Consider the following 12,712-nt stretch of genomic DNA (forward strand, 5'->3'; position numbering starts at 1 on the left):
ATCGACATAGTACCCATCACTATATGAACAAAAAAGCGCATCGTACAAACGGTGCGCTTTTTTATTGAAAATCTTTCTGCTCATCAACGACTGGTCTTACGCATTAATCAATCGAACTAAGACGCTCTTTGGCCATCGGTAGCATGTTAAATATCATCTTACCCACTACCGTGCCATTACCATCACGGTAATATTGCAGTAACTCTGGCGCGTATTCTCTAAGATCGATACTATTGCTTGTATTCGGCGACTGAACATCACGTGGTAGATTTGGGAACGCCATATTTTTGGTATTGATAGCAGCGTACTGCTGCAACACGTCTATCATCATATGATTGCTTTTATCAGAGGCGTTGTCGATATCAAGCTTGCGATGGACATGCTGCCATTTGAGCTGACCCTTTTTATCAAAACCATATAGCTCTTGTACCTCTGTGTGGGCAGCTGCTTGCGCCTCTGATACGTCATCGTTCATTTGTTCTTTTATCATCGCTAGTATTTTTTGTACCATCGCTTTGCTAGTGAATGCCTGTGGGTTTTGAATCGTCTCAAAGGCTGTCATAGGCGCCGCTTCTTCAATGAGTTCTGGATATTGCTTGCTGATACGATCATAGAAAATCTGCATATAACTCTTATAATCGTCACGATAATCATCAAAACTCTGTACTCGGCGAATAATGGATTCGCTTGGCAACATTGCTGATAGCTGATGGGCAGGTAGCTTCGGGGATACCGACGTAAGTGTGTTGGGCGCGACATAATCAAACTGACCAACTGGGGCTGCATCATAAGTCATATCTAACGCGGCAAAGTGGCTTTTTATTACCGCACGACCAAACCCTTTGGGCAATGTACCATCATCGATGGCTATTTTTAGCCATTTGTTACGCCATTTTTCTCCAAGCTTATCGTCTAACAGCTCAGAGTTGATCAGCGCAAGGTTATCTGCCCATAGATAAATATCACCGTTTTTTAAATCAACGTAAATAGGCTGATTGATACTACTATGGTGGTTGCGCGCCTGATACTGGGCGCTGGCGAGCATTGTCGTCTTACCCGCGAGTGGTTGGTAGATTCCTTGCGCATCGATAGATAATGGTTGTAGCAAATACTCATCAAGCAATTGCGCTTTTTTGTTATCTAGTGGTTTTGGTTTGTCCTCATAATCATCGAATAGCGCCTGATACTCTGGTGCAACCTTGATAGTGCTATCATAATGATGATCGTTCCAAGCATTGTAAGCCTTTACGCATTCGACGTACGACTGCTTGATTTTATCACGCTCAGCATCGTAATCAGTCGCTAGAACTTCTTTGTTTTGTTTTTCTGCCTGCAGTATTAGCGCTGCATACGTTTGGTCATGCGCCTCCTCACAGTGTTGATCCACATAGTCTGCTTCAGCCATGTGTCGGCGCTCTGTAGCAGTCAACGGTCGGTTATTGCTGATTCCATTACTTATTTCAAGGTTGCTATGGTAGCTAAATGATTGACGGCGCTGTTTTTGCAACGCATTTGCCAATGTCTTTTTTGCAGTACTAGGTAATGGCTTAGCTGCCGTATTTGGTTGACTGATATTAGTTGCTTGGCAACCTGTTAGTAGTAGTGCCCCTGATAGACAGGCACTGGTCAATAAATGATTGGCTTTCATCATAGATGGCAAACGTAGAGTGATGGTTTTATATATTGTTTTCATTATTTATTCCTAATAGATATGAGCGTAAATGCAGTGAGATAATGCAGCTGAGTCGTTATTTATTATCTGTATCATCTTCGCCGTTGTCAGTACGGCTCTGCTCGATGGCCTCTTCGCCATAGTTACGCTCATAGTCACCACTGTTATAGTCATCACTATTATAATAATTCTCTAGCTCACCATTCTGATAGTCATAACGGGCATAGCGTGCCAGCTGTAGTCTGTCTTTTTTCTCACGCTGTGCGGCTATCCATGCATTACCATCGATAGGAGCGGCTGCTTTTGGACCAAACGATTCCACTAATAATGGCGTTAATGCATGACGATTAAAGCTGGTTTTGTCATAACGTATTTGACTGAGCATAGTCGTCGTAGAGCCCATAAAATCGCTACCAATATTGACACGCTGCTGCTTGGCAAGTAGGCGATCTGAGCTGTCTAAGTAGTAGTAATTGATTTGATTAAATGAGATGGGGCCAATAGCTTCGATGAGCTGCAACAGTGAGCCCACATCAGCACTTTGATAGCCTTTGTTGTACAGCTGCGCTTTGGCAAGTGCAGTCTTTAGCATAGCGCCATCAGGGTATTGTTTTGGATTGGCATCGACATGCGCTTGTAGCGACTGCGTCACATACTTTAGCACTTTACCAATCATCTCACCGCTTTGCTGACTACCAAAATAGACTTTTACTACGCGGGTCGCGCCGACTTCTTTGGCAAATGCATCACCATCAATATCTACCGCGCTAAAATGCTCAGGTGCCAATTCTGCCATGCTTTGTTGTATAGCGTTGAGCACGGCGTCATACAGTACTGCTGGTGGCAGCTGAGCGGTAATACTTTCAGGTAAACCAAAACTTACCGTATGTGCAGCCATTTGTTCAGGTAAAGGGGTGTTTTCAGGATTGACTATGGCGACAAGTGGCATAATGGCCGATGGGTCGACTGTGACCTTGCTGTTATTAAAATCAAATGCGAGAGGAACCTGTATAGATGAGCTGATCGTTGGTGTGGCGTAATCGTAGCTATAGACACTTTGTAATTTTCGCTGCTTGGGGTTGTATTGGCTGACGCTATTGAACGTCAAGTTCTGATACTGATAGGCGTTAGTTGCGGCGATTTGTTCTGGCGTACGGTGGAACATGGTCAGTATATTACCAATCAACCCAGTAGAAGACATCGAGGGCTTATCATCAGCTGATGCCTCTGTCTTAGCCTGCTGTTTTGCCAATTGCATGGCTTCATATTTTGCAGCCATTGTCTTTGGGTTTAACCTTGACATACCTGAGAGCGCACCTCCTGCGCCACTGCCATAGTAGTCATAGTCCTCATAGTTGTCACTGCTATAGTAGTCATCGCTGCCATAACCGTCTTTATCATAGCCATACTTATTGTCAGCGTTGGGATCACCTACTGGTTCATTTTCACCGGCTTCGGCCAATATCGCGGCAATGGCTTTTCTTTCTACCTCGGCAGGATCACTCTCACCGTATTTGTCTTTGTAATAGTCAGACTGCAATGAATCGTCATAATCATCGCTATAAGGCTGATATTCATCGGCCATCCCTTCAGGCTGATAGGCATAGGTTTCTATGATCGTTCTGAGCAAGCTGGTTGATCCTGCATCGATACTGTCTGCATCGATGAACGGTACTGACTGATAGTTCGCTTGGGCGACGGCCACATGCTCTGTCGCTAAGTGCTGACGAATCGCAGCTAGTAAATGCGTCTTGGCTTGGTTCTCAGTACTAGGGTATTTTTCTTGATCAAACAATTGCGCGTAATGCTCGGCCTGAGCGTCTTGACTGGCTGTAAAGGCGCGTCCTTGGCGTTGACTCTGCGCGGTATCTGCACTGCTAAAGTCTATCAGTGTGCTGGTCGACCCTGTATTCGATGATATAAGAGATGCAGATTGACAACCTGCGAGCACAAGCGATGCACTACTCACTAACAGTGCGATAGAAGTCAGTTTGCAGGTTTGATATAAACGATCATTATGGCGCTTAGTATTAGAAAAACAGGTAGGTGCAGCCTCAGTAAAACGCTGTTGATTGCAGGTGTTCAAATGACGTAATGGCATAGCAGTCTCTTTTTATAGATAGACTCATCAATAATGAGTGTACAGTAGTACTGTTATTTATATCACAAGACGTTACAGTTTAGTAAGCGTAGCGTATATTTTTTAAAGGAAAACTTCAATGAGAAGTAATCTCCTCTATACAACGAGGCAATTATGCTAGGTCGTGCTTGAATGAAAACAACTGAAATTACTGACAGAGTTGCTCATCTTGTATCAACACCTCATTGTAGAAGCTAATAAACAACTTTCTACTATTCGTTATTTTCGCTATCATTCAGACATCTCTCTAATGGTTTATCTTTACTCGCCCAAAAAGGACTTTGCGATGTCACGACTCCCTTTTCATGCTGATCAGACTGTTCAGCAGATTCATTCAAAAACTAGAAACCAGCTAAAAACTAATATATTGCTAATCACAAGCGCCTTGCTACTGTCTGTTTCAGCCCATGCACTTGAGCCAACCGTTCCGGCAAATAGCGCGACGGTCAATAATACCTCTATCAATACCAGTGCAATAAATTTAGCCATTATGGCGGACAATCCAACCGTCCTATCTGAAACCAAACGCATCACACGAGCCAAAACCAGCACTCTCAAAACCACGTCCAATAATGCCAATAGTGATCAGGCCATCTACTCTGAAGATGCGATTCACCATCCGCTATGGGTAAAAAACGGCATGGTTGCCACCCAAGAAGCACTTGCCTCTGATATTGGTTTGCAGATTTTAAAAGACGGTGGCAATGCCGTCGATGCTGGGGTCGCGGTTGGCTTTGCCTTAGCAGTGACCTTACCGCGCGCAGGCAATCTTGGCGGTGGCGGTTTTATGATGATTTATGATGCCAAACAAGGCAAAACAGTCGCCCTTGATTACCGTGAAAAAGCCCCAAGTAGCGCCTCTCGTGATATGTATCTCGACGATGAGGGCAACGCAGTTAGTGACTTATCTCGTTATCATGGCTTAGCCGTTGGCGTGCCAGGGACAGTAGCGGGGCTGTTAAAAGCACTAGAAGAGCATGGTACGATGAGCCGCGAGCAAGTTATGGCACCAGCGATTGCCTTGGCAGAAGATGGTATAACAGTCACCGCAGGCTTGTCCGAGTCGCTCACTGCTTTGAGTGATCGCTTGCAAAAATGGCCAAGCACCAAAAAAGTGTTTTTCAAAGCAGATGGCAGCGCTTATCAGCCAGGCGAGCGGTTAAAGCAGCCTGAGCTTGCGCAATCATTAAAACGGATTTCGGCACAGGGAGTAGACGGATTTTATAAAGGTGAAACCGCACGTAAAATTGTCAACGCGGTCAATGAAGCAGGCGGTACTATGAGCATGCAGGACTTAGCCGATTACGATGCCATCGCCCGCGAACCTGTCAGAGGCAACTACCGTGATTATGAGATTGTATCAATGCCACCGCCCTCCTCTGGCGGTATTCACATTATTGAGATATTAAATATTTTAGAAGGTTATCCCCTCAAGGACTACGGTCAAAACAGCGCACAGACTATTCATTTGATGAGCGAGGCCATGCAACTGGCGTATGCGGATCGTGCTGAGTACCTAGGGGATTCTGACTTTATCGATGTCCCTGCTAGCGGCCTAACGTCACAAGCCTATGCGGATAAACTGCGCACGTTAATCGACCTGAACAAAGCCACGCCAGCATCGACCATCAAAGCCAACAACCCGCTACCTTATGAGAGCGATCAAACCACGCATTTCTCTATCGTTGATAAAGACGGCAATGCCATCGCCAACACCTATACGTTGAACTTCTCTTATGGCACTGGTCTCGTGGCTGACGGCACAGGTATTTTGTTAAACAATGAAATGGATGATTTTTCTGCAAAGCCGGGGGTACCCAATGGTTACGGACTGCTAGGCGGCGAAGCAAATGCCGTTGAAGCCAATAAACGTCCGCTCTCCTCGATGAGTCCGACGCTGGTGTTTAAGGACAGTAAACCTTATATCGTCACGGGCAGTCCAGGTGGCAGTCGTATCATTACCACGGTCACCCAAATCATCTCCAACGTCATCGACCACGACATGAATATCGCGGAAGCAACGCACGCGCCGCGCATTCATGACCAGTGGTTGCCTGACGAGATTCGAGTCGAAAAGGCACTGAATATCGATACGATCAAAAAATTGGAATCTATGGGTCACACGGTCAGTCCAAAATCAGCCATGGGCTCCACGCAGTCGATTATGCTCACACCAAACGGCGTTTATGGCTCTTCTGATCCCCGTATAGTTGATGCAGCGGTGGTTGGATACTAGATCAAACTGTTTTTAATTATCAATAACATAGCCCTCTATACATTATGTATAGAGGGCTTTTTAATATGCCATTTGGCCTATTGGAAGTCGTATAGTGACTTATTTCACTCAGATTAAACCCTTGCAATCAGTGGCTGTCTGCCGCAAATAATGATATTATTAACGACCCCATTTAAAACGTATCAAGATGGCTGTCGAAGTCTTAATTACTTTTCGACATCGCTATAACCGATTGATAATAATCATTTATTTATAGTTAAAGCTTGTTCTTGATCGTACTAGTAAGAGTCTTCTATGGCATTTGTACACCTTGGCATCCACAGCGAATACTCCATCACCGATTCTATCGTGCGTATCAAACCGCTCGTAAAAGCGGCCGCAGCCGACAATCAGCGCGCGCTAGCACTGACTGATTTGTCTAACCTGTACGCCACAGTGAAGTTTTATCGTGCCTGCCTAGGCGCGGGTATCAAGCCCATTATCGGTAGTGACGTCATCATGGACAATGAAGACACACGCCTGACCCTACTTGCGATGAACAATGAGGGCTATCAAAACATTACCCGTATCGTGTCGCTTGGGTTTACCGAAGGTCGCGCTGATCCTGTCAATCATGGCACACCTGTGATTAAGCGTAGTCATATTCTGGAGCATGCGGCAGGTGTCATTGTACTACTGACCGAAAAATCAGACGTAGGCCAAGCACTAGTTGGCTCGATGCCAGAAAAAGCCGATGAGCTGCTCACTGAATGGCAAGCAAAATTTGACGATCGTTTATACTTTGCCATCAAGCGTACCAACCGCTCAGGCGAAGATGCTTTTATTAGGGCGGCCATTCACTCAGGTGCCAAGCACAACATTCCTATCATTGCTCATAACGATGTACGTTTCTTAGCGCAAGAGGATTTTGATGCACATGAAGCACGCGTGTGTATTGCAGGTTCTTATGTCTTAGCAGACCCCAGCCGCCCGCAGACCTATTCAGATGAGCAGTATCTAAAAACCCAAGACCAAATGGCGCAGCTGTTTGCTGATATTCCGCAAGTGGTTGATAACACTTTAAGTTTGGCCACTCGCTGCAATGTAACCTTGACGCTAGGCATTAATGTATTGCCCGACTTTCCTGTCCCTGAAGGCGAGACGATTGAGTCGTTTTTCCGTGCAGAGTCCCAGCGCGGTCTTGAGCGGCGCTTAGATAAGCTCTTTCCAGTCGAGGCACGTACAGACAATTGGAGCGACTTTCGTCAAAGATACGACGAGCGTCTAGTATATGAGCTGGATATTATTCTATCGATGGGCTTTCCCGGTTACTTCCTTATCGTAATGGACTTTATCCGCTGGGCAAAAGCCAATGGCGTGCCTGTTGGACCTGGACGTGGTTCTGGTGCAGGGTCTCTGGTCGCCTACGCGCTCAATATTACCGATCTCGACCCCATTCATTACGATCTATTGTTCGAGCGCTTCTTGAACCCTGAGCGGGTATCCATGCCCGATTTCGATATCGACTTTTGTATCGAGGGTCGCGATCGCGTGATTGATTACGTGGCGCAGACCTATGGTCGTGATGCGGTCTCACAAATTATTACCTTTGGTACCATGGCTGCAAAAGCGGTGGTGCGCGATGTGGCACGTGTACAAAGCAAATCGTACTTTTTGGCCAATAAAATATCCAAACTGATTCCCAAAACACCCGGCATCACCCTCAGCCAAGCGCTTGAACAAGAGCCGCAGCTTAAAGACTTAATCTCTAACCCTGATAATATGGATTATGAAGATGCCATTGAGATCTGGGAGATGGCAATTAAGCTTGAAGGTGTCTGTCGAAATGTCGGCAAACATGCTGGTGGTGTACTGATTGCACCGCATAAGATCACGGATTTTAGCGCCATTTATTGTGATGATGATGGGCACCGCGTCAGTCAGTTCGACAAAGACGATGTCGAAGCCGTCGGTCTGGTAAAATTTGACTTTTTGGGTCTACGTAACTTAACCGTCATCAACGCAGCGGTTGAGAACATCAACTTGCGCCGTGTCAAAGAAAACGTGCCCGCCTTAGTTTTAGAAGACTTGCCATTAGACGATGTCAAAGCCTACAAATTACTGCAAGATGCCAAAACAACAGCCGTCTTTCAGCTAGAAAGTATGGGCATGAAAAAGTATCTGGCCAAACTGCAGCCGACCAACATCGAAGATGTGATCGCCATGTGTGCGCTCTATCGTCCTGGTCCACTTGATGCAGGCATGGTAGAGATGTATATCGACCGTAAGCACGGCCGTGAGGAAGTCATTTATGATCACCCGAATCTCGAGCCAATTTTAGAAAACACCAACGGCGTTATTGTCTATCAAGAACAGGTGATGCAGATCTCACAGGTGATGGCAGGCTATAGTTTGGGCGGTGCTGATATGCTGCGCCGTGCGATGGGTAAGAAAAAACCTGAAGAGATGGCAAAGCAGCGCGATATCTTTGTGACTGGGGCAACTTCGCAAGGTATCGACGAGGTCACCTCAGGCGGCGTGTTTGATCTGATGGAAAAATTCGCAGGTTATGGCTTTAACCGCTCACATTCTGCCGCTTACGGGGTGCTCGCCTACCAAACGGCTTATCTAAAACAGTACTACCCTGCCGAATTTATGGCAGCGGTATTAACGTCAGATATGAACAACACCGACAACGTGGTGTTCTTTATCAATGATTGCCGCGAAAATTTTGAGTTGACGGTGGTCAATCCATCGGTCAATCGCAGTGAATGGCACTTCGTCGCAGACACCCCAACCAATATTATTTATGGTCTTGGAGCGATTAAAGGCGTGGGTGAAGGGGCTGTCGAGTCCATCGTTAATGCTCGTCGCACGGATGGACCTTTTAAAGACTTATATGATTTTTGCCGCCGTGTGGACATCAAAAAGGTCAATAAGCGTACGCTCGAAGCATTGGTCAGCGCAGGCTGTTTTGATGACTTTGCAGCGACGCTACGACCCGACTTACCAGCCGACGAAGCTTTCGAGATTCGCGGTGCATTGATGAGCCAGCTACCAAGCGCAGTACAAGCGGCTGAACAAGACCGTCAAAACAATGAGCTTGGCATGATGGACTTGTTTGGTGAGATGGATGGGGTTGTTGCCGCGCCGCCGCTCGTGATGACGCCAGAGCTGATTTGGGGTGACAAACATCGCCTAAAAGCGGAAAAAAATACGCTGGGGCTATACTTAACCGGTCATCCAATTAATGAATACTTGGATGAGTTAAAACGCTATACCTCAGGCGCTCGCCTCAATAAACTGGCAGATACTGGCTACAACGGCAGCTGCTATTTTTCAGGACTCATTATAGATATCGCAAACTTCGGTAATCGCAACGTGATTACGTTAGATGATGGCACATCAAGGCTAGAAGTCAGTTGCTACGCTGAGCGATTCAACCGTGTCAAAGAACAATTGAAAATCGATGAAGTCGTCATCATCAAAGGCAGCATCCGCGAGCGTGACGGGCGCTTGTTTGCGCGCCTTGATAGTGCCATGAGTATGGTCGATGCCCGCTTGCGTTGGCTCAAAAAAATCAGTATCAAAGTTCATGGCAGTGACATTGACCTGCTCACGCGCTTGCAGCCATTACTCAAGTCAGCCCAAGCTGACATCATACCTGAACCGCGATTAACTTATAATCAAGAACAAGACGAACAAGGCGGTGCTGGCAGTAACGCCTACGATCCTGCCATGGGCGGCAGCTTATATGATGAAAATGGCAATGATCTGTTGGCACTAGAGAACGATATGAACCATGATGCAATGAACCAAAACGGCCTGCTCCAAAGTTATGCAAACAATGCATTAAGTAATACGGATGCCTCTATCAATGACAACTGCCTACCACTTGGACTAAGCATCTATGACGTATATGGTATTGCCAATGTAGGACTGTCCGAGCACTGGCGCGTCTACCCAAATGATGACAACTTGCAACAACTGAAGACGTTAGTTAGTGAAGATAATTTACACTTTCATTACAGCTAAAATGTACAATACCCTCAAAAATTTACTATAGTAATCTTATAGCTTTAACTTTTAATAATTGGATAAAAGCCATGACTGACATGACAAATAATAATACAACTGGTCAGACTGATGAAGAGATTGTCAATCATGAACAGTTTGAAGACATGCGTGACTTACTAGAAGAAGATTTTGTCGATTTAATCCACGTATATTTTGTGGACAGTCGTCAAAGAATTGAGACATTACGCACTGCCCAGCAAGAGAATGATAATGCTACTGGTTTTGAGGCAGCTCATGCCTTAAAAGGTGCGAGTGCAAACTTAGGTACCACTCAATTAGTCCGCCTGAGCAGCGAGCTACAAGAACACTGCCGTGAGCGCCATATCAGTGAGCACGCAGATCTGATTGAAGACATCGCTGTCGCATTACAACGCGCCGAACAAGAAATCAATCAAAGATTGGGGTAATAATGAGTAATGACGCTTTATTACCTGCTGAACAAACTCATACAGTGAATGATTATCTTGACTGTTTGCAAGTCGTTATGGTCAATACGACCTTGCCTGCTAATATTGGCTCGGCGGCCCGTGCAATGCATACAATGGGCTTGTCTCGCTTGACAGTTGTCGATCCCAAACTACCGATTGATGACACCAGTGTCTCGCACGCAGCAGGTGGTAGCGATCTGTTGTCCTCTGCTACGATCGCGCCTACCCTAGAGACTGCTATCTCGGATTGTCAGTTGGTATTTGCTGCTAGCAGTCGCAGTCGTCATCTGCCTCGCCCTGTCGTGACACCCACGCAGGCCGCCAAGATCATGTTTGACTTTATTGATGCACAGGCAGCTTTAAGTACAGATGATAGCAATAGTGATACTGTATCTGCTGCACCTTCTAGTAAACCAAATATCGCTATACTATTTGGACGTGAAGACCGCGGATTGACTAATGAAGAATTGGCTTATGCAGACTACCACATCCAAATCGATGCCAATCCTGCCTATCCAGTACTAAATGTCGCCTCCGCAGTGCAAGTTATCGCTAGCTTTATTTTTGCTTATGCTCAGACACACGTTCAGACAGCAGATGATTTAGATACAGAGTCAGATGATACTACTCAGCCGACACTTAATGTGCATTTACGTCAGCAATGGGACGAGCCTGCTATCACTCAGCAGCAGCTACAACAGCTCACTCAGCGTACTACGGATCTTATGATCAATCGTGGTCTGGCAAATAGCGAACATCTAAAATCATTGCCATCGCGCCTGTCTCGACTTGGCTCGCGTTTGCAGCTTGATCAAAAAGAGTATCAACTATTAAGTGCTTTGATTGCGAAACTCTCAAAAGACTAAGGTAAGTTATTGCTCATTACCTCAGTTTATTTGATAGCGCCTTACTATATTTTAGGGCATAAAGCTGTTATAACTTGAGAGAGACTAGCGGCTATACGTTTCCATTGTTATCCGAATATCATGACCACAGATGAGAGACCCTGCTATGTTAGCAACGGTGCTCTATAGACAAATAGATAGGACGCTTTATGTCAGTGCCAGCCAAATTGTTCAAAACACTTGCCAGCATCAAAAAAGATCTAAAAGAAGATGTTGAAGCAGTATTTACCCGTGATCCTGCAGCACGTAATAGCTTGGAGGTTGTTTTGACCTACCCTGGTATTCATGCGCTGATATTGCATCGCGGTGCGCACTGTCTGTGGAATCATGAACAGAAACTGGCGGCTCGTGTTATCTCTTATGGCTCACGTATTATTACCGGTATCGAGATTCACCCTGCCGCCAAGATTGGTAAGCGCTTTTTTATCGATCACGGTGTCGGTGTCGTTATCGGTGAGACCGCTGAGATTGGGAACGATGTGACCTTATACCACGGTGTCACTCTAGGCGGAGTATCTTGGAATAATGGCAAGCGACATCCAACGCTAGAAGATGGCGTGACCGTTGGTGCTGGTGCAAAAGTTTTGGGACCATTTACGGTCGGTAAAAATGCCAAAATTGGCTCAAATGCAGTCGTAGTCAAACCGGTGCCAGCAGGTGCAACGATGGTCGGCAGTGCGGCTCGTATGATCTCAGATTACCACGATGAAAAAGGCAATCCGCTTACGACTAAGGTACAAGATGCCAAGCAGCAAGAAAAAGTTGCGAAAGCAGGTGACAGCAACGATCAAACTAAAGATACTACCCCTACTGCCAAACGCACTAATACCTTCCGTGCTTACGGTATTGACCCCTATTCACAAGACCCTGTTGCGGAAGCTTTTGCTAAAATGCTTGAACATATCCAACAGTCAGAAAATCGCCTCGATCAACTACAGTCAGCGATGTGCGATATCGATCCCAATTTTTGTAAAAAAGAGTATGACAAACTGTGTCTAGAGGATTTAGATGTGATTGGTCGTGCTGATGTAGAAGATATCAATGATGAAAAAAATCGCTAAGACAATCGTTAGAAGTAGGCAGTACTGTTACCGTATAAACTGATAACAAATGCTTATACGAATTGTAGAAAAGACACAATAAATTCAAGGCGGTCTTAGATAAAATCTACCATATCCGCATACATGGTAGATTGACTTGCTTGACTTCCTAGCAAATTCCAATCTTTCGAATCGCTGACTTTCATCTCAGAGTAAGCTGCACAAGCTAAGAAGT

The 12,712-nt window shown here is 45.6% G+C and carries 7 protein-coding genes; 5 read left to right on the plus strand and 2 right to left on the minus strand.

Annotation, left to right across the window (positions count from 1 at the left end):
- Positions 1 to 103 precede the first annotated feature (103 nt).
- Together AC5JPO_RS02690 and AC5JPO_RS02695 are read right to left on the minus strand one after the other, a co-directional pair.
- Positions 104 to 1,693: a hypothetical protein gene (locus AC5JPO_RS02690; RefSeq protein ID WP_493851764.1), complete on the minus strand. Its 1,590-nt coding sequence runs from the start codon at positions 1,691 to 1,693 to the stop codon at positions 104 to 106.
- A gap of 55 nt (positions 1,694 to 1,748) precedes the next feature.
- Entirely contained in the window at positions 1,749 to 3,773 is a 2,025-nt protein-coding gene (locus AC5JPO_RS02695; RefSeq protein WP_493851763.1) for a hypothetical protein, read from the minus strand.
- 325 nt (positions 3,774 to 4,098) lie between these two features.
- Here AC5JPO_RS02695 and ggt point away from each other — a divergent pair, with 325 nt between their 5' ends.
- From ggt to cysE, 5 genes are all read left to right on the plus strand, one after another.
- Positions 4,099 to 6,048, plus strand: a complete 1,950-nt coding sequence (gene ggt, locus AC5JPO_RS02700) for a gamma-glutamyltransferase (protein WP_493851762.1) — start codon at positions 4,099 to 4,101, stop codon at positions 6,046 to 6,048.
- A gap of 294 nt (positions 6,049 to 6,342) precedes the next feature.
- Positions 6,343 to 10,062, plus strand: coding sequence for a DNA polymerase III subunit alpha (gene dnaE / locus AC5JPO_RS02705; protein ID WP_493851761.1), 3,720 nt, complete (start codon positions 6,343 to 6,345; stop codon positions 10,060 to 10,062).
- A 71-nt stretch (positions 10,063 to 10,133) separates the two neighbouring features.
- The gene (locus tag AC5JPO_RS02710) at positions 10,134 to 10,511 is read left to right on the plus strand and encodes an Hpt domain-containing protein (RefSeq protein WP_493851760.1); all 378 of its coding nucleotides are present in this window, start codon (positions 10,134 to 10,136) and stop codon (positions 10,509 to 10,511) included.
- Positions 10,512 to 10,513: 2 nt separating this feature from the next.
- Entirely contained in the window at positions 10,514 to 11,398 is an 885-nt protein-coding gene (locus AC5JPO_RS02715; RefSeq protein WP_493851759.1) for an RNA methyltransferase, read from the plus strand.
- Between the two features lie 188 nt (positions 11,399 to 11,586).
- Entirely contained in the window at positions 11,587 to 12,498 is a 912-nt protein-coding gene (gene cysE / locus AC5JPO_RS02720; protein WP_493851758.1) for a serine O-acetyltransferase, read from the plus strand.
- Positions 12,499 to 12,712 lie beyond the last annotated feature (214 nt).

The sequence above is a fragment of the Psychrobacter sp. H25 genome (genome assembly GCF_059076335.1).

Excerpts from the sequence above, each read along its gene's own strand:
- AC5JPO_RS02710 (WP_493851760.1), top strand. The coding sequence starts at position 10,134 with ATGACTGACATGACAAATAATAATACAACTGGTCAGACTGATGAAGAG.
- AC5JPO_RS02695 (WP_493851763.1), bottom strand. The coding sequence starts at position 3,773 with ATGCCATTACGTCATTTGAACACCTGCAATCAACAGCGTTTTACTGAG.
- AC5JPO_RS02690 (WP_493851764.1), bottom strand. The coding sequence starts at position 1,693 with ATGAAAACAATATATAAAACCATCACTCTACGTTTGCCATCTATGATG.
- cysE (WP_493851758.1), top strand. The coding sequence starts at position 11,587 with ATGTCAGTGCCAGCCAAATTGTTCAAAACACTTGCCAGCATCAAAAAA.
- dnaE (WP_493851761.1), top strand. The coding sequence starts at position 6,343 with ATGGCATTTGTACACCTTGGCATCCACAGCGAATACTCCATCACCGAT.
- ggt (WP_493851762.1), top strand. The coding sequence starts at position 4,099 with ATGTCACGACTCCCTTTTCATGCTGATCAGACTGTTCAGCAGATTCAT.
- AC5JPO_RS02715 (WP_493851759.1), top strand. The coding sequence starts at position 10,514 with ATGAGTAATGACGCTTTATTACCTGCTGAACAAACTCATACAGTGAAT.